This window comes from Pseudomonas donghuensis (genome assembly GCF_000696345.2).
In the GTDB taxonomy this organism is placed as follows: Bacteria; Pseudomonadota; Gammaproteobacteria; order Pseudomonadales; family Pseudomonadaceae; genus Aquipseudomonas; species Aquipseudomonas donghuensis.
Genome location: NZ_CP071706.1, coordinates 824,127 through 841,146 on the forward strand (window position 1 = coordinate 824,127; position 17,020 = coordinate 841,146).

Genomic DNA, 17,020 nt, shown 5'->3' on the forward strand with positions numbered 1-17,020 from the left:
TATGCTGTCTTTCAGGTGTCTCTGTCAGGGTAGACGCGATCATGCAAGCAAGCCTGTGCAAGCGGCAAAAAGGCGCGGCAGCCCTCGAGTTTGTCGCGGTATTCGTGATCTTCTTCGCGGTCTTCTACGGGGTGCTCAGCTACGGACTGCCCATGCTGATGCTGCAGTCGTTCAACCAGGCCAGCAGCGAAGCGGTGCGCCGCTGCGTGGCGCTGGACCCCGCCAGTGCAACCTACAGCGCTGACATCAATGCTCTGGCCAAACGTGTGCTCGGTGAACAGCTGGCATGGATGCCGACGTCGTTGGACTTCCAGGTCAACAGCGATGCCAGTGTCACGCTCACCCCCGGCAAGCTGCTGACAGTGAAGATCGACTACGCCAAAGCCAAGCTGACCTCGGTGTTGCCGGTGCTGGACCTGCCGGGTATCGGTGAAGTCCCGCGCTTGCCCGCCAGCCTCAAGGCCGAAGCGAGCCTGCAACTGTGAGTGGCGGCCCGGGCTTGTTCGAGCGCTGGCGTGGGCGCGCGGCGCCGGCCGAGGAGCCATTGCCGCAAGCGCCCGAGGTACCAGCGGTAGGCCTGCAACTGTGGCTGGATGCATCGGCCAGGGTATTGCGCCTGGCCGGCCCGCTGCGTTCGGTGCTGGCGCTGCCGACCCAGCCCAGCGCGCGCCTGCACGACTATGTGCAGCCCTACAGCTTGCTGGTGCTTGAAGGTGAGCCGATCGACTGGCAAGGCCAGTCGCTGGAACTGGACTTCAAGGCGGCCGGTGGTCACACCCTGCACACCCGTGGCTGGTTGCTGGCCCAGCGTGGCGGCTGGCTGCTGCAACTGTTCGATATCGGCGACCTGCTGCAGCATCGTCAGCAAGCGCTGGCTGCCGAGCGCCAGCAGCACCTGACGGCGCATCTGGCTTGCGCACTGCGTGCCTGCAGCATCGAACGCCTGCAAGCGGTGGCTGAAGAACAGCTCAACTGGCTGGTGCGGCACTGGCGGGCCCTGGGGGCGAGCGTGCTGGTGCAAACCGATCAGGGCTGGCAGACCTATGCCTGCAGCGGCGATGCACGGCACTGGCCGCGAGATGAACAGATGGCGCCGGTGCTGGATCGCCAGCTACCCGCCAGCATGATCAGCAGCACCACCGAGCCTGCGTTGCAGGCCTTGTTGCCGGGGCTGTCCACCTACCTGTTGGCTTTTGCGCAAGGCCAGGTCAATCAGGCCTGGCTGGTCTGCGTCGAGCCGCAAGAAGTGCTGCAGGCCCAGGATGCCCTGCTGGTTGCCGCGGCCTTTGTCGAACCGCTGCTCGGTCGCTTGGCTGCCCATCAGTTGCAAGTGCAGAGCGAACGCCTGGACAGCCTGCAACTGCAACTGGGGGCCGGCTGGTGGCAATGGCACCTGGCCGATCCCCAGCTGCACCTGGACCCGGCGCTGGCTGAGAGCCTGGGCGTGCCTGCGGCGCTGACGGTCAATCAATGGCTCAGCCGCGTGCATCCTGCAGACCGGGAAGCGACGCAACTGGCCTTTGGCGACCTGCAGCGCGAGGGCTGCGCTTTGCAGTTGAGCCTGCGCCTGCTGGACCACGATACCCAGGCGCAGCCGCGCTGGTATCGCTTGTGCGGCCAGGTGCACGGCAGTGGCAGCAACCGCCGGGTACAAGGCTTCATGCTCGACATCAGCGATATCAAGGCCCAGCAGGCGCAGGCCAGCGCAGCCCAGGCGCGTCTGGAAAACCTGATCGCCAGTTCACCGGCGGTGATTTATATCCAGCGCTACGCCGAAGGCGCGTTGCTGACCGAATTCTGCAGTGCCAGCCTGGCGCCGATGCTCGGCTGGCAGCCCCTGGCCGGCGAGCCCCTGCAACCGGCGCAGTGGCTGCACCCCGAGGAACAGCCGCTGTGGCTGGAACGTACCCGTACGCTGCTGCGCCAAGGCCAGAGCCGCAGCCGCTATCGCCTGCGTGATCATCATGGGGGCTATCACTGGGTACTCGATGAAGCGCGCCTGCTGCGCGATGACCTGGGCCTGCCGGTGGAGGTGGTGGGCATCTGGCTGGACGTCAGCGAGGCGACCGAGGCTGCGGAAAAAGTGCGCCAGAGCGAGGAGCGTTATCGGGTGCTGGTCGAGGATTCGCCAGCGATGATCTGCCGCTACCGGCCGGACCTTAACCTGGTGTTCGGCAACCAGCCGCTGGCCGATTACCTGGAGTGTTCAGCCGCGCAACTGGCCGGCTTGAACCTCGGCCAGTGGATGTCCGCAGCGCAGCGCCAGGCCTTTGTCGAGCGCCTGGCGGGGTTGACCCCGGAGCAGCCGGTCAGCAGTGCTGAAATCTGCCTGCAATTGCCCGGGCGTGAGCATGCCTGGTGGGTGTGGTCTGACCGCGGCTTGTTCGACGAGCACGGCCAACTGCAGGAAGTCCAGGCGGTGGGCCGCGACAACACGCAAGTCAGGCGCAGCCAACAGCAACTGCTGCAAAGCGCGAAAATGGCCACCCTCGGTGAAATGGCCACCGGCCTTGCCCATGAGATCAACCAGCCGCTCAACGTCATGCGCATGGCCGTGGTCAACGCGCTCAAGCGTCTGGAAAACGGTGATGTCCAGGTCGACTACCTGCAAGACAAGCTCAAGCGTATCGATGCCCAGGTGCTGCGTGCCTCGAAGGTGGTCGATCACATGCGCGTGTTCGGTCGGCGTTCGGAGGTCGAGCAGCAACTGTTCGCGCCCTGGCAGGCGGTGGAGGGGGCCTTGTCGCTGCTGGCTGACGGCTTGCGCGGCAAGGGTGTGGAGCTGCGCGTGCAGCCCGCTGAGCACGACGTGCAGGTCAGTGGTCATCAGGATCAGTTGGAGCAGGTGCTGATCAACCTGCTGGTCAACGCCCGCGATGCCCTGCTGGCCCGGCGGGAGCAGCAACGCGACCTGCAGCCGTGGATTGCCCTGGGGCTTGAGTGCGATGCGCGGCAGGTGCGGCTATGGGTCGAGGATAACGGCGGCGGCATCGAACCGCGTTTGCTCGAACGCATTTTCGAGCCGTTCTTCACCACCAAGCCGGTGGGGGGCGGCACTGGCCTCGGGCTGTCGGTGAGCTACGGCATCATTGACACCATGGGCGGCTGCCTGAGTGTCGAGAACGGTGAGCTGGGCGCGCGGTTCTGCATCGAGCTGCCACGGGCTCAGATCATCAGTTGAGCGCGACCACTGTGGCAGCTGAGGTTGGCACCAATCACCACCTGATTCAGGTCGATGCCCAGCAGCATCAGCAGGTTGTTGATGATTGGATCGAGCAGCGCCCCCAGCAAACCGCCGATCAAGCCTGAAACCGTATTGAGCAACAGGCTGACCAGCGCGACCTTCGGGGTCAGCTCCACGCTCTGCAGGGTATTGCGGACACTGGCCACGATGTTTGTCGAGCTGAGCAGGTGGTTGGCCGAGTCCTGTTCAAGCTCAGGTGGTTTGAGGTAGGTGAAGGTTTCGCTCTGGCTGAAGACCGGTGAGTTTGTGCCCAGCCCGATATTGATGCCCAGCACCCTCAGCAGCACCAGTGGGGCGGCATCGACCGGCTTGACCGCTGAGAAAAAGTTGTTGCTGTCGATCGTGCCGATCAGCACTTTTACCGCCGCGGCTTCGTTGTGCACGGTCAGGCTTTTGCTGGCGGCCGAGGCGCAGTTGTAGCCGGTGACATGGCTGCTGGCACTGGCAACCTCCAGGCCCAGGTCAAGGCTGGGGTCGGGTAGCACCTGGATGATCCCCAGGTTGATCCCGCCGAGCAGCGGGCCCAGGTCGACCTTGATCAGGATGCGTGTCTGGGCGGTGCGGACATAGATCTGCTCGGGGTCTTTGGGGTTTGCCGTGGCTTTGGCCGGATTGCCCAGGGCGGAAAATTGCGGCGGTTCGATGATCTTGACCCTAGTCGAGATATTGGCCAGGCCCAGCAGGTTGACCGGCAGGCTGACTTCGGCACCATGGGCGCTGTTGGCCAGTTGCACCATGCCCTGGACCAGTTGCAGGGCTTGCAGTTTGGCGTCCAGCCCGGCACTTGAGCCGCCATTGTGGATGTCCAGTAAATCGCCGAGGACGATCCCCCCGGCATTCTGGGCCTGGACACTGAGCTGGGTCAGGCCGCTGACATCCACCAGCGGGTTGTTCTGTGCAGCCACCGTGGCCATGACCGCCAGCGCCTCACCGACATTAACGGTCTTGCCCAGCAGTTCGGTGTAGTTGCCCGCGCTGACCTGGGCCTTGATCGCCAGGGCATCGAGGTAGTTGAGCAGGTTGACGTCAGCCTGCAACAAGCCCTGCCATTGGGCCAGGCTCAAGTTGACCTGGCTGCCAAGCAACGTGCCCATCAGTGCGTTGAGCTGCGCCGAGCGTGATGAGTCGATGTTCAACAAGGTGCTGCGGATGTTCAGGCGGGCCAGCGGCGGACCGGGCTGGGCCGCGGTTGCCTGGGCGCTGAGGCGGGTGCTGGGGTCAAAGGTGGCGGAGGCCACCAGCGAGCGGATACCGGCGGCAATACTGGTCTGCAGGGTAATGCCGGCCGTCACCCGGACTGCATCGGCCTTGCTTGCATCGGCAGTGAAAACCCGCAAGCTGGCGGCGCCGGTCTGCAGGCTGCCGCACTCCACCTGCAGGCTGCGATCGGGCCCTGGGGCATGGTCATTGCGGGTCGCCGCCTGGGTCGCCAGGGCCTGCGCGCTCGGGCCAGTGGCCAGGCACGTGCCCTTGCCATTGACAGCCTCCAGCGCCGCCATGTCGGCAACCCGCTGCAGTTTGCGCTGTTCCAGAAACAACCTGCCGGTGTCGACCACCATGAGCACGAACAATAGGGCCATGCCCAGGGTCAGGGCTGCGATCAAACCGATAGCGCCACGTTGTCGTGCTGGAAAGCGAGAAGCCACGAGCACTCCTTTGCCGGCCGATGGCCGCGCGGGGCAGCAGTGCAAGGGAGTGTAGCCAAGATAATGGCCAGTCGCCTTTATGGCGACTGACCCGTGAGACTCAGCGGGGCGGGTAGTTGCCCATCAGTTTGGCGACGGTGTTGTGGATCGCCGTATTGCGTTCTTCCGGGCTTGGCGGGTAGTTGTTCATGATCTGCTCGGCACTGCCGCGCCACACCAGCTTGCCGTCGCGGGCGTCGAACATGTCCACCTGGATGGTTGCCACCTTGTAGTCGACACTGCGGGTTTCGTTGTACATCGGCCCGCCCCAGTAGCCACCCCAGTAGCCCCCCCAACCGCCGCCATAGTGGGTGGTGATCTGTTGCTGGCGGTTCTCGACGATCAGGTAGGCCTGGACCTTGAGGTCGCCACGGCTATTGCCCTGGGCCGGGCGCAGGCCGCGCTGGTCAAGCTGGCCGGCCACCGCCTGGCGGATGCGCTGTTCGGTGAGGTCGCTCTTGATCCGCGGATCATCCGGGCGATATTGCAACCCCGGCTCCTGCCAGACCCAGCTACGGTAGGCGGCAAAATCGCGGCTGGCATCGAAGTCCTGGGTGACGTTGCCGCTTTGGCAGGCACCGAGCAACAGCATTAACGAAAGTAAAGCGAGACGGCGCAACATGGTGGTTCTCCGATTGCCTTTAACTGGGAGGATAGCTGGCCAGCGCCTTTTGCACTGACTCTCGCAGGGCATCGGCGCGCTTGCCCTGGGAGTCCTGGCTGGCGGTTTCGGCGCTGGCGCTCCACACCGGCTGGCCGTCGCGCGCGTCATACAGGTCAACGCGCACCACCATTACCTCGACTTCGTAGGTACGCACCAGCGGCACGCTGGTGTAGACCCCGTAACCATTGTGATAGCGCCCGTAACTGCCATAGCCGCCATAGGGATAGCGGTCATAGGCGGAATAATCTTCGCGAACCTGACGCAGGCGCCGTTCCAGGCGCAGGTCGGCGCTGACCAGCAGGTCGCCTTCCTGGCCATTGCGGGCCGGGCGCAGGCCGCGCTGGTCGAGGGCATTGCTGACGGCATCGGCCAGCTGGGCGGGATCGGCATAGGTGCTGCCAGCCGGCAGCTGGCCATTGCGCCAGGCCCAACTGCGGTAGCGGGCGTAGTCGCGGGGAGCTGCGGGGTAGGCGCTGGCATCGAAGGTCGTGGCTGCCTGTGCTGGGGCCGGTGGCAGCGGGCGGGAGCTGGCGACATAAGGGTTGCTGCCCTGGCAGGCGGCCAGGGCCAGGCCCAGCAGGGCCAGGGTCAAACGGTACGGCATGTCACCCTCCCGGCGGGCGCGGTTCAGCGCGGTCGACAGATCCAGTGCAGGTAGCGGCCCAACCCGGCGAAGGCCGGATGACGACGATGCGCCAGTTCCATTTCCAGCAGCTCGGACAGTTCGGCCTTGGCCTGGAAATCGCGGGGCATGTAGTCGTGGAAAACCCGCACACCACTTTCACTTTCGACCTGCCACAAGTCTTCAAGTTGCGCCTTGAGCGTACGCGGATCAAGTGGTTTTTGCGGGGTCAGGCTCTGCTTCTCGCCGGCCAGTTCATTGCTGCGCAACTTACGAAAATGACCCTTGAGCAGGTTGCGGTACACCAGTGCGTCGCGGTTGTAGAACGCCAATGACAGCATGCCGTCAGCGCGGGTCAACTGATGCAGCACCGGCAGGATGGTCTCGGGTTCGGCCAGCCATTCCAGCACCGCATGGCATAGCACCAGGTCATAGGGTTCGGTCAGCTGGCCGAGCAGGTCCTGCCAGGGCGCCTGGATGAAGGTGGCCTGCTGGCCGGCGTCGGCAAAGCGCTCGCGGGCGCCGTCGAGCATCGGCGCGGCGGGTTCGGCCAGGGTGACCTGATGCCCGCGCTGGGCCAGCCACAGGGCCATATGACCCAGGCCGGCACCGATATCCAGGACGCGCAAGGGGCGCTCGGGCAGGGCTTCGGCGAGGTCGGCCTGAAGCACCGCCAGGCGTATCGCGCCCTTGGCGCCGCCGTAGATTTTCTCGGCAAAACGGGTAGCCAGTTCATCGAAATGACGGTCGTTCATTTGGCAAAACGCCTTTCGCTGTCGGCCAGCTTGCTGTTGACCACCTGTTCCATGTCCAGGCCCAGTTCGCTGCACAGCAGCAACAGGTAAAGGACGATGTCGCCGACTTCCTGGCCGGCGTGTGCCAGCTGCTCGGGCGGCAATTGGCGCGACTGGTCTTCAGTCAGCCACTGGAAGATTTCCACCAGTTCGGCCATCTCGACACTGGCAGCCATGGCCAGGTTTTTCGGGCTGTGAAAGCCGCGCCAGTCGTTGTTGTCGCGAATACGGTGCAGGCGTTGGGTCAGTTCTTGCAAGTTCATCGGCGCTCTCCTCAAGCGGCATAGCTTCAGGCGGGCGCCGTTGCAACGCAAGAGGGCGCTGTCAGCGCAATGACCGCCAGGCCCCGCGCATGTGCACCAGCTCGCCATGGCCGTCGAGTTGCAACTGGCCTTCGGCTGCCGTCGGGCTGGTGTTGAGGATTACTTCGCTGGGCAGGCGCACCGGTTTGAGAAAACCCACTTCGAGTTCATAGCCGCTGACCGGCAAGTGGCCGCGCAAGGCTGCCAGGGCCATGGCCTTGCTCCACATGCCGTGGGCGATGGCGGTGGGAAAACCGAACAGCCTGGCGCTGGCGGCGCTCAGGTGAATCGGGTTGTAGTCGCCGCAGACCTTGGCGTAACGCCGGCCGATATCGCTGTCGGCGTACCAGCGGGTCAGTTCGCTCAGGGCCAGGGCTTCGGGCGCATCGGCAACTGCCGGCTCGCCGCCCAGCTTCAGGCCACGGCAGAGCATGCGGCTGGTTTGCGACCAGAGCAGGCCGAGGCCGTCTTCGGCTTCGGTGATCAGCTCGAAGGTGGCGCCTTTTTCGTGCGGCTGCAGGTTATCCACCGATACGCTGAAACGCAGGCGACTGATACCGCCCAGCGGTCGCAGCACACGAATGCTGTTGTGCAGGTGCACCAGCCCCAGCAGCGGGAAGGGGAAGTCCGCGGCGGTCAGCAACTGCATCTGCAAGGCGAAGGCCATGACGTGGGGAAAGGTAGGCGGCAGGCGCCCGTCGTCGCTGAAGTGACAGAGTTTGCGGTAGGCCTCCAGTTGTTGCGGGTCGACGCCAAGGTGGCAGCGCAAGCCGCTGGCCGGCAGGCTGTCGCCGCTGATCTTGCGTTTGCGTGCAGCGCGCAGGTATAGCCCGGAGAGCGCCGTGGTGCTGCTCAGCTCAATCCATTTACGGGTCATTTCAGGCCCCCATCACGGCTTGGCCGCAAACCCGCAACACCTGGCCATTGACTGCGCCACTGCCCGGTTGCGCCAGCCAGGCCACCGCTTCGGCGACATCCTGGGGTAAGCCGCCCTGGCCCAGCGAGCTCATGCGCCGCCCGGCCTCGCGCAGGGCGAAGGGGATGGCCGCGGTCATGCGGGTTTCGATAAAACCGGGGGCCACGGCGTTGATGCTGGCGCCGCGCGCGGCCAGCTTCGCTGCCCAGGCCTGGGCCAGGCCGATCAGCCCGGCTTTGCTGGCAGCATAGTTGGCTTGGCCACGGTTGCCGGCGATGCCGCTGATCGAGGCCAGCAGCACGATGCGCGCGTTGTCGTGCAGGGCGCCGCTGTCGAACAACGCCTGGGTCAGCAGTTGCGGGGCCTTGAGGTTGACCGCCAGCACCGAGTCCCAGAATTCCGGGGTCATGTTGGCCAGGGTCTTGTCGCGGGTGATGCCCGCGTTGTGCACGACGATGTCGATACCGTCCGGCAAGGCTTCGAGCAACTGCGCCGGGGCATCCGCCGCGCAGATGTCCAGGGCCAGGCTGCGCCCGCCCAAACGTGCGGCGAGGGCTTCGAGGTCGGCCTTGGCGGGCGGCACGTCGAGCAGGATCACCTCGGCGCCATCGCGGGCCAGGGTTTCGGCAATCGCCGCACCAATGCCACGGGCAGCGCCAGTGACCAGTGCCTTGCGCCCGGCCAGTGGCCGGCTCCAGTCCTGCACCACGGCGCCACAGGCTTCCAGGCGCAATACCTGGCCGGAGATAAACGCGCTTTTCGGTGAAAGGAAGAAACGCAACGCACCTTCGAGCTGGTCTTCGGCCGCTGGGTTGACATACAGCAGTTGCAGGGTGCCGCCCGCGCGCAGCTCCTTGGCCAGCGAGCGGCTGAAACCTTCGAGGGCGCGCTGGGCAACGCGCGCCAGCGGCTCGTCGAGCTGTTCCGGGGGGCGGCCGAGTATGACGACATGGGCGCTGGGCGCCAGGCTGCGCAGCAACGGCTGGAAGAATTCGCGCAATTGCTTGAGCTGGTCGATATCGCCCAGCTCGCTGGCATCGAACACCACTGCCTTGAGCTTGGGCCCCAGCCCGGCCACCCACTCGCTGGCTTCGAGTTCGGGGCTGGCAAAGCTGTACAACTCGTCGGTCAGGCGCTTGGCGAAGGCTTCGACAGTCTTTGCCAACGGCCCGCCGCCAAGCAACAGGGCGCCTTCGATCGGCCGCAGGCGGCCGGCTTCCCAGCGCTCCAGGCGGGCCGGGCTGGGCAGGCCGACAGCTCCTACCAGGCGGTGGCCGAGTTTGGAGTTGGCGAAGTCGATATAGCGGTCGCTCATGTGCGGTTCTCCCTGAAATAGCTTCAAAGTGTGGACCATGATTGGCCATTGGTCGTTCGAATGTGCAAAAAACACCTACGCTGTAGCGGACCATTGGGGAAAAAGAGGACAGCACGCATGCGCTCACTGCGCCGGGTCGCAATCATAGGCGGCAATCGAATTCCTTTCGCCCGTTCCAACGGCCCTTATGCCACCGCCAGCAACCAGGCGATGCTCACCGCCGCGCTTGAAGGCCTGATCGAACGCTACAGCCTGCATGGCCTGTGCCTTGGGGAAGTGGCGGCGGGGGCGGTACTCAAGCATTCGCGCGACATGAGCCTGGCCCGCGAAAGCGTGCTCAGCTCGCGGCTGTCAGCGCAAACGCCGGCCTACGACCTGCAGCAGGCCTGCGGCACGGGCCTGGAAACCGCCCTGCTGGTGGCCAACAAGATCGCCCTGGGGCAAATCGACTGCGGCATTGCCGGTGGCGTTGATACCACGTCGGATGCACCGATCGCGGTGAGCGAAGGCTTGCGGCGCATCTTGCTGCAGGCCAACCGTGGCAAGAGCACCGCCGACAAGCTCAAGGCCTTCCTCAAGCTGCGTCCCGGCCACCTTAAACCCGAGCTGCCGCGCAACGGCGAGCCGCGCACCGGCTTGTCGATGGGCGAGCATTGCGAGCAGATGGCCAAGACCTGGCAGATCGACCGCCAGGAACAGGACGCGCTGGCCCTGCGCAGTCACCAGAACATGGCTGGCGCCTTTGTCGAGGGTTGGCATGACGACCTGCTCACGCCCTTCCTGGGCCTGACCCGCGACAACAACCTGCGCCCCGACCTGACCCTGGAAAAACTCGCCAGCCTCAAGCCGGTATTCGACCGCAGCGGCCAGGGCACCCTGACCGCCGGCAACTCCACGCCATTGACCGATGGCGCCTCGGTGGTGCTGCTGGGCAGTGAAGACTGGGCTCGCGAACGCGGTTTACCGGTGCTGGCCTACCTGGTCGATGGTGAAACCGCTGCGGTGGATTTCGTCAAAGGCCAGGAAGGGCTGTTGATGGCCCCGGCTTACGCGGTGCCGCGCTTGTTGGCGCGCAATGGCCTGACCCTGCAGGATTTTGACTACTACGAAATCCATGAGGCCTTCGCCGCACAAGTGCTGTGCACCCTCAAGGCCTGGGAAGACCCCGAGTACTGCACGAGCCGCCTGGGCCTGGATGCGCCACTGGGTTCGATCGACCGCAGCAAGCTCAACGTCAAGGGCAGCTCGTTGGCCGCCGGGCATCCCTTCGCGGCCACCGGCGGGCGCATTCTGGCGAACATGGCCAAGTTGCTGGCCAGTGCCGGCAAGGGCCGTGGCCTGATCTCGATCTGCGCTGCTGGCGGTCAGGGCGTGACGGCGATCATCGAGCGTTGACCCGTGCCGGCTGACTCACCACCGGGGCCGGGCGACTGGCGTTCCACCTCGGCCTACATCGGCGCGTTCAAGGGCCTGTTCGGCGTCACCCCGGGCGAACTGCGCCTGTAGTCGTCAGGTACGAAAGCGCCGTACCAGCGCATCCAGTTCGTTGGACAAACCGGCCAGACTCTGCGAGTCCTGGCGCGCCGAGTTGGCCAGCTCCGCCACCAACTGCGCATCGCCGTGGATCTGGCTGATATGGCGGTTGATGTCTTCGGCCACCTGGTGCTGTTCTTCAGCGGCGGTGGCGATCTGGGTGTTCATGTCGCGGATGATGTCCACCGACTCGCGGATCTGCCCGAAGCTGCTGCGCGCCAGGCTAATGCGGCTGACTGACTGCTGCGATACTTCGAGGCTGGCGTGCATCTGCTGGGCCACTTCACTGGTGCGCTTGGCCAGGTTGCCGAGCAGGTTGTCGATCTCGGCGGTGGAGTCGGCGGTGCGCTTGGCCAGCGCCCGCACCTCGTCAGCAACCACGGCAAAGCCACGGCCTTGCTCACCGGCGCGGGCGGCCTCGATGGCGGCGTTGAGGGCCAGCAGGTTGGTCTGCTCGGCAATCGAGCGGATGGTGCCGAGGATCGATTGAATGGCGTTGCTGTCGCGTTCGAGTTGCTGCATCGACTGCGCTGATTGCTCGATCTCCTGGCTCAGGCGATCGACGCTCTGCACCGCCGCATCGATCTGCTGTTGGCCTTCGCGGGCCTGTTGCTGGCCACTGTCGGCCGAATCGGCGGCTTGGCTGCAGGAGCGTGCGACTTCGTTGGCGGTGGCAACCATTTCGTGGAAGGCGGTTGACACCATGTCCACCGCTTCACGCTGGCGCCCGGCGGCTTCGGCCATGTCGTGGGACACCTGGGTCGAGCTGCTGGAGGTGGCGAGGATCTTGTTCGCCGCCTGGCCGATGCTCTGGATCAGGTTGCGGATCGCGGCCAGGAACTGGTTGAACCAGTTGGCCAGTTGCGCGGTTTCGTCGCGGCCGCGCACGTCCAGGCTGCGGGTCAGGTCGCCTTCACCTTGGGCGATACCTTCCAGGCCGCTGGTGACGCTGTGGATCGGGCGCACGATGAGCTTGGCGAAAGTGGCCCCGACCAGGGCAAACACCGCCGCCAGCACGATGGCGATGGCGGCCACCAGCCAGGTCAGCTGGGTCGCGGTGTGCATCACTTCGTCATGGCGGATCAGGCCGATGAAGTTCCAGCCCAGTTGCTCCGAGGGCCAGACGTTGGCCATGTAGCGCTCGCCATCGAGCTCGACTTCGACCAGGCCCTTGCCGGCCTTGGCCAGTTCTGCATACCCGGCACCGAGACTGCCCAGCGGCTTGAAGTTGTGCGCCGGAGCGCGCGGGTCGACCAGCACGTTGCCATTGTCTTCGAGCAGCATCAGGTAGCCGCTTTCGCCAAGCTTGATCTGCTTGACGATCTCGGTCAGCTGCTTGAGCGAGACGTCGATACTGACCACGCCGCCGGGGTTGCCGAGCTGGTTGGGCACTGCCCGCACGGTGCTGACCAGCACCGCATCGTCACCGGCCCAGTAGTAGGCGTCGGTGCGCAGGGTTTTGCCCGGGGAGGCCATGGCCGCCTGGTACCAGGGGCGCTGGCGTGGGTCGTAGTTGGCCATTTTCGCGTCGCCCGGCCACATGGCGTAACCGCCGTCGCTCAGTCCGTAGGACAAATATGAGTAGGCGGGATGGCTGGCGGCGAGGCTGGCGAAGAAATCGTGGAGTTTCTTGTCAGGTTCACCCAAGGCGATCTGTGCGGCATCTGCGCTCATGTACTTTTTCAGCTCGTTGCCGGTGGCGCTGACCAGTGGCTGGGCAGCCAGGTAGTCGACGTTCTGGCTGATGCCTTCGAAGAACAGTTGCATGGCGTTGGCCACCTGGCGGATCTCGCGGCTGCTGCCGTCGACGAAGCCTTCGCGGGCTTCACTGCGCAGGTTGAGGACCACCAGGGTAGCGACCAGGATCACTGGCAAGCCGGCGATCACGGCAAAAGCCCAGGTCAGTTTTTGTTTTATGTTCATCCGCGCTCCAGAATTTTTCTTGTAAACGTACGAGGCTGCTGCAGACTACATCGGCCGTGGACTCTGGAAATAAAGTGTTACTCGGGAAGAATCCCCCGTATTTATTGATGATTGGCGATTTTTGTGACCGATTGGTCGCCATCGGGCAGAAAAAGAATGGCAAGTCAGGCGGATTGCCGTTACAACGCAGTGCGGTCTTGCTTCAGCGACAAGCAGGTTCCAGGACCTGTGACCTATAACAATCACGTGTTTGGCCAGACAGGACCCCCGACAGAAACCGATGAAGACTCCAAAACGCATTGAACCGCTGGTTGAAGATGGACTGGTCGACGAAGTACTACGACCACTGATGAGTGGCAAGGAGGCTGCGGTGTATGTGGTCCGCTGCGGTCGGGAGCTACGGTGCGCCAAGGTCTACAAAGAAGCCAACAAGCGCAGTTTCCGCCAGGCTGCCGAGTACCAGGAAGGCCGCAAGGTGCGCAACAGCCGTCAGGCCCGGGCCATGGCCAAGGGCTCCAAGTTCGGCCGCAAGGAGGCCGAAGACGCCTGGCAGAACGCCGAAGTGGCGGCGTTGTTCCGCCTGGCCAATGCCGGTGTGCGGGTGCCCAAGCCTTATGATTTTCTCGATGGTGTGCTGCTCATGGAACTGGTGGCCGACGAGTACGGTGATGCCGCGCCACGCCTGAACGACGTGCACCTGGAGCCTGAGCAGGCGCGGGAGTACCACACCTTCGTGATCCGCCAGATCGTGCTGATGCTCTGCACCGGCCTGGTCCATGGCGACCTCTCGGAGTTCAACGTACTGCTCGGGCCCGACGGCCCGGTGATCATCGACCTGCCGCAAGCGGTCGATGCCGCGGGCAACAACCATGCGTTCAGCATGCTCGAGCGCGATGTCGGCAACATGGCCGCCTACTTCGGGCGCTTTGCCCCGGAGCTCAAGCAGACGCGTTACGCCCGCGAGATGTGGGCGCTGTACCAGGCCGGCAACTTGCTCCCGGAAAGCCCGCTGACCGGGGTATTCGCCGATGATGAGCACAGCGCCGACGTTGATGGGGTGATGCGCGAGATCGACGCGGCACGCATCGATGAAGCCCGTCGACGTGCGGCCAAGGCCGACGCCGAACGGGGCATGGTCAAGGACGAAGAACCGGCGCCGCCCTGGCTCCAGTAAACGCCGTCAGTGACAGCAACTGCCGCCGGCTGCCAGGTCCTTGAGGATCGGGCAGTCCGGGCGGTCGTCGCCCTGGCAGTGGGCAACCAGCTCGCTCAAGGTGTCACGCAAGCTCACCAGCTCCTCGATGCGCCGGTTGAGGTCATCGATATGCTGGCTGGCCAAGGCCTTGACGTCGGCGCTGGCGCGCTGACGGTCCTGCCACAAGGTCAGCAGGCGGGCGACTTCTTCCAGTGAAAACCCCAGGTCCCGCGAGCGCTTGATGAATGCCAGCTGGTGCAGGTCTTCCTGCTGGTACAGGCGATAGCCGCTGTCGCTGCGCAAGGCCGGCTTGAGCAGGCCGATCGACTCATAGTAGCGGATCATCTTCGCGCTCAGGCCCGAGCGGCGGGCGGCTTGGCCGATATTCATTGGGCATCGTCCTCAGGCGGGGTGGCCGGTTTCCAGGTTTTCAGCAATAGCGCGTTGCTGACCACGCTGACACTCGACAGGGCCATGGCGGCGCCGGCCAGCACCGGGTTGAGCATGCCGAAGGCGGCCAGGGGAATGCCGATCAGGTTGTAGATAAACGCCCAGAACAGGTTCTGGCGAATCTTGGCGTAGGTCTTGCGGCTGATCTCCAGGGCTGCCGGCACCAGGCGCGGATCGCCGCGCATCAGGGTGATTCCGGCTGCCTGCATGGCCACGTCGGTGCCGCCGCCCATGGCGATGCCGATGTCCGCAGCGGCCAGTGCCGGGGCATCGTTGATCCCGTCGCCGACCATCGCCACTACGCCGGACTGCTTGAGCGCGGCAACGGTGGCGGCCTTGTCGGCGGGCAGTACCTCGGCGTACACGTCGGTGATGCCTAGGGCTTCACCCACCACCTTGGCGCTGCCGCGGTTGTCGCCGGTCAGCAGGTGGCTGCTGATGCCTTGTCCGGCCAGTTGCCGGACCGCTTGCCCGGCGCCAGGTTTGAGGCTGTCACCAAATGCGAACAGGCCCAGCACCCGCGCCTGCGGGCTGCGTTCGATCAACCACGACAGGGTGCGGCCTTCGGCTTCCCAAGCCTGGGCGCTGGCGGCCAGCTCGCCGGGTTGCAGGCCGCTTTCATCCAGCAGGCGACGGTTGCCCAGGGCCAGTTCGCGGCCATCGAGGCTGCCGGCGATACCGCGGCCGGTCAGCGACTGGCTGTTGCTGATAGCGGCCACAGGCAGGCCTTGTTCTTCACAGGCATCCAGCACCGCCTTGGCCAGCGGATGTTCGCTGCCGCGCTGCAGGGCGCCGGCCAGTTGCAGCAGGTGCGCCTGCTCGCCCACCAGTGCCTGGCTGTGGACGATGCGCGGGCTGCCGGAAGTGAGGGTGCCGGTTTTGTCGAATACCACGCGGTTGACCGCATAGGCACGTTCCAGGGCTTCGGCATCCTTGATCAGGATGCCGTGGCGGGCGGCGACACCGGTGCCGGCCATGATCGCCGTCGGTGTAGCCAGGCCCAGGGCACATGGGCAGGCGATCACCAGCACGGCAACGGCGTTGATCAGTGCGTACTCCATCGGCGCGCCATCGAGCAACCAACCAACCAGGGTGATCAGCGCCAGGACCAGTACGGCCGGTACGAACACCTGGCTGACCCGGTCTACCAGTTTCTGGATCGGCGCCTTGGCAGCCTGGGCGTCTTCGACCAGACGGATGATACGCGCCAGCACGGTTTCTGTGCCCAGAGCCAGGGTGCGGACCAGCAGGCGGCCTTCACCGTTGATCGCGCCGCCGGTGACCTTGTCGCCCGGCTGTTTCGGTACCGGCAGGCTTTCGCCGCTGATCAGTGCTTCGTCGGCGTGGCTCAGGCCTTCGATCACTTCACCGTCGACCGGGAAGCGTTCGCCAGGCTTGACCAGCACCAGGTCATGCAGGCGCAGTTCGCTGATGGCGACATCGCGCTCCTGGCCGTCGACCAGCAACAGCGCGCGTTCCGGGCGCAAGGCTTCCAGCGCGCGGATGGCGCTGGCGGTTTGCCGTTTGGCGCGGCTTTCCAGGTACTTGCCGAGCAGGATCAGGGCAATCACCACGGCCGAGGCCTCGAAGTACAAGTGCGGAACAATGCCGTCCCTGGTCGTGACCCATTGGTAGATACTCAGGCCGTAGCCGGCGCTGGTGCCGATTGCGACCAGCAGGTCCATGTTGCCGGCGCCGGCGCGCACGGCTTTCCACGCGGCGACATAAAAACGCGCACCGAGAATGAACTGCACCGGCGTGGCCAGGACGAACTGCACCCAGGCCGGCAGCATCCAGTGGATGCCAAAGGGTTGCAGTAGCATCGGCAGCACCAGCGGCAAGGCCAGCAACACCGCCAGGGCCACCGACCAACGCTCTTTGCGCAGTCGCTGTTCGGCCTCGGCCTGGTTGACCTTGGCGCTCTGCGGCAAGCTGGCGGTGTAACCGGCCTGGCTGACGGCATCGATCAGCACGCTGCTGTCGATCTGGCCAAACAGCTGCAAGTGCGCGCGTTCGTTGGCCAGGTTGACGGTCACCTGCTGCACGCCCGGAACCTTGGCCAGGGCACGTTCGACGCGGCCGGCACAGGAGGCGCAAGTCATGCCGCCGATCTGCAGTTCGAGGGTCTGGGATGGCACGCTGTAGCCGGCTTGCTCAACAGCTTCGACCAGCGCTGGCAGGCTATCGGCCGGGGCCTGGACCCGGGCCTGTTCGGTGGCCAGGTTGACACTGACCTGTTCGGCGCCGACGACCTTGCGCAGGGCGCGCTCGACCCGGCCAGCACAGCTGGCGCAGGTCATGCCGGCAATCGGCAGGTCGAACGTGGTAGATGCGGACATGGGGCACTCCTCCTTGGACAGGCCTCAAGCATCAACCT

At 64.9% G+C, this 17,020-nt stretch carries 14 protein-coding genes and 1 pseudogene; 4 read left to right on the forward strand and 11 right to left on the reverse strand.

Annotation, left to right across the window (positions count from 1 at the left end; genetic code table 11):
* Positions 1–41 precede the first annotated feature (41 nt).
* Both BV82_RS03715 and BV82_RS03720 read left to right on the forward strand, forming a co-directional pair.
* Complete coding sequence (locus BV82_RS03715) at positions 42–485, forward strand: TadE/TadG family type IV pilus assembly protein (protein WP_010221722.1); 444 nt, start codon at positions 42–44, stop codon at positions 483–485.
* On the forward strand, positions 482–3,181 hold the full coding sequence (locus BV82_RS03720; protein ID WP_036995566.1) for a PAS domain-containing sensor histidine kinase: 2,700 nt from the start codon (positions 482–484) through the stop codon (positions 3,179–3,181). The genes BV82_RS03715 and BV82_RS03720 overlap by 4 nt, the downstream gene beginning before the upstream one ends.
* Here BV82_RS03720 and BV82_RS03725 read toward each other — a convergent pair.
* The 7 genes from BV82_RS03725 to BV82_RS03755 all read right to left on the reverse strand — a co-directional run bounded on the left by BV82_RS03725 (position 3,166) and on the right by BV82_RS03755 (position 9,542).
* Positions 3,166–4,890, reverse strand: a complete 1,725-nt coding sequence (locus BV82_RS03725; RefSeq protein WP_145959306.1) for a pilus assembly protein TadG-related protein — start codon at positions 4,888–4,890, stop codon at positions 3,166–3,168. The genes BV82_RS03720 and BV82_RS03725 overlap by 16 nt on opposite strands.
* A gap of 100 nt (positions 4,891–4,990) precedes the next feature.
* Positions 4,991–5,551 (reverse strand): DUF4136 domain-containing protein, encoded by a 561-nt coding sequence (locus tag BV82_RS03730; protein ID WP_026001226.1) that lies wholly within the window; start codon positions 5,549–5,551, stop codon positions 4,991–4,993.
* 19 nt (positions 5,552–5,570) lie between these two features.
* Entirely contained in the window at positions 5,571–6,197 is a 627-nt protein-coding gene (locus BV82_RS03735; RefSeq protein ID WP_036995569.1) for a DUF4136 domain-containing protein, read from the reverse strand.
* A 23-nt stretch (positions 6,198–6,220) separates the two neighbouring features.
* Positions 6,221–6,970, reverse strand: coding sequence for a methyltransferase (locus BV82_RS03740; protein WP_010221729.1), 750 nt, complete (start codon positions 6,968–6,970; stop codon positions 6,221–6,223).
* Positions 6,967–7,272 (reverse strand): MazG-like family protein, encoded by a 306-nt coding sequence (locus BV82_RS03745; RefSeq protein WP_010221731.1) that lies wholly within the window; start codon positions 7,270–7,272, stop codon positions 6,967–6,969. The genes BV82_RS03740 and BV82_RS03745 overlap by 4 nt, the downstream gene beginning before the upstream one ends.
* Positions 7,273–7,333: 61 nt before the next feature.
* Entirely contained in the window at positions 7,334–8,188 is an 855-nt protein-coding gene (locus BV82_RS03750; protein WP_036995570.1) for a MaoC family dehydratase, read from the reverse strand.
* A 1-nt stretch (position 8,189) separates the two neighbouring features.
* On the reverse strand, positions 8,190–9,542 hold the full coding sequence (locus BV82_RS03755) for a 3-oxoacyl-ACP reductase (RefSeq protein ID WP_036995571.1): 1,353 nt from the start codon (positions 9,540–9,542) through the stop codon (positions 8,190–8,192).
* 117 nt (positions 9,543–9,659) lie between these two features.
* Here BV82_RS03755 and BV82_RS03760 point away from each other — a divergent pair, with 117 nt between their 5' ends.
* Positions 9,660–10,937 carry an acetyl-CoA C-acetyltransferase gene (locus BV82_RS03760; protein WP_010221734.1) on the forward strand — a complete coding sequence of 426 codons (1,278 nt, stop codon included), beginning with the start codon at positions 9,660–9,662 and terminating at the stop codon, positions 10,935–10,937.
* A gap of 114 nt (positions 10,938–11,051) precedes the next feature.
* On the opposite strand, the gene BV82_RS26605 is transcribed toward BV82_RS03760, so the two are convergent.
* The gene (locus tag BV82_RS26605; RefSeq protein WP_374045264.1) at positions 11,052–11,819 is read right to left on the reverse strand and encodes a methyl-accepting chemotaxis protein; all 768 of its coding nucleotides are present in this window, start codon (positions 11,817–11,819) and stop codon (positions 11,052–11,054) included.
* A gap of 90 nt (positions 11,820–11,909) precedes the next feature.
* Positions 11,910–12,998: pseudogene (locus tag BV82_RS26610) on the reverse strand (cache domain-containing protein); the annotation flags it as partial.
* A gap of 280 nt (positions 12,999–13,278) precedes the next feature.
* Here BV82_RS26610 and BV82_RS03770 point away from each other — a divergent pair.
* A complete protein-coding gene (locus BV82_RS03770; RefSeq protein ID WP_036995573.1) occupies positions 13,279–14,172 on the forward strand; it encodes a PA4780 family RIO1-like protein kinase in 894 nt (297 codons plus the stop codon).
* A 6-nt stretch (positions 14,173–14,178) separates the two neighbouring features.
* Here the strand turns inward: BV82_RS03770 and cueR are convergent, their stop codons facing one another.
* A complete protein-coding gene (gene cueR, locus BV82_RS03775) occupies positions 14,179–14,583 on the reverse strand; it encodes a Cu(I)-responsive transcriptional regulator (RefSeq protein WP_010221738.1) in 405 nt (134 codons plus the stop codon).
* Positions 14,580–16,982, reverse strand: coding sequence for a heavy metal translocating P-type ATPase (locus BV82_RS03780; protein WP_036995574.1), 2,403 nt, complete (start codon positions 16,980–16,982; stop codon positions 14,580–14,582). The genes cueR and BV82_RS03780 overlap by 4 nt, the downstream gene beginning before the upstream one ends.
* Between the last annotated feature and the right edge of the window lie 38 nt (positions 16,983–17,020).

Excerpts from the sequence above, each read along its gene's own strand:
- BV82_RS03715 (WP_010221722.1), top strand. The coding sequence starts at position 42 with ATGCAAGCAAGCCTGTGCAAGCGGCAAAAAGGCGCGGCAGCCCTCGAG.
- BV82_RS03730 (WP_026001226.1), bottom strand. The coding sequence starts at position 5,551 with ATGTTGCGCCGTCTCGCTTTACTTTCGTTAATGCTGTTGCTCGGTGCC.
- BV82_RS03735 (WP_036995569.1), bottom strand. The coding sequence starts at position 6,197 with ATGCCGTACCGTTTGACCCTGGCCCTGCTGGGCCTGGCCCTGGCCGCC.
- BV82_RS03740 (WP_010221729.1), bottom strand. The coding sequence starts at position 6,970 with ATGAACGACCGTCATTTCGATGAACTGGCTACCCGTTTTGCCGAGAAA.
- BV82_RS03745 (WP_010221731.1), bottom strand. The coding sequence starts at position 7,272 with ATGAACTTGCAAGAACTGACCCAACGCCTGCACCGTATTCGCGACAAC.
- BV82_RS03750 (WP_036995570.1), bottom strand. The coding sequence starts at position 8,188 with ATGACCCGTAAATGGATTGAGCTGAGCAGCACCACGGCGCTCTCCGGG.
- BV82_RS03755 (WP_036995571.1), bottom strand. The coding sequence starts at position 9,542 with ATGAGCGACCGCTATATCGACTTCGCCAACTCCAAACTCGGCCACCGC.
- BV82_RS03760 (WP_010221734.1), top strand. The coding sequence starts at position 9,660 with ATGCGCTCACTGCGCCGGGTCGCAATCATAGGCGGCAATCGAATTCCT.
- BV82_RS26605 (WP_374045264.1), bottom strand. The coding sequence starts at position 11,819 with ATGGCCGAAGCCGCCGGGCGCCAGCGTGAAGCGGTGGACATGGTGTCA.
- BV82_RS03770 (WP_036995573.1), top strand. The coding sequence starts at position 13,279 with ATGAAGACTCCAAAACGCATTGAACCGCTGGTTGAAGATGGACTGGTC.
- cueR (WP_010221738.1), bottom strand. The coding sequence starts at position 14,583 with ATGAATATCGGCCAAGCCGCCCGCCGCTCGGGCCTGAGCGCGAAGATG.
- BV82_RS03780 (WP_036995574.1), bottom strand. The coding sequence starts at position 16,982 with ATGTCCGCATCTACCACGTTCGACCTGCCGATTGCCGGCATGACCTGC.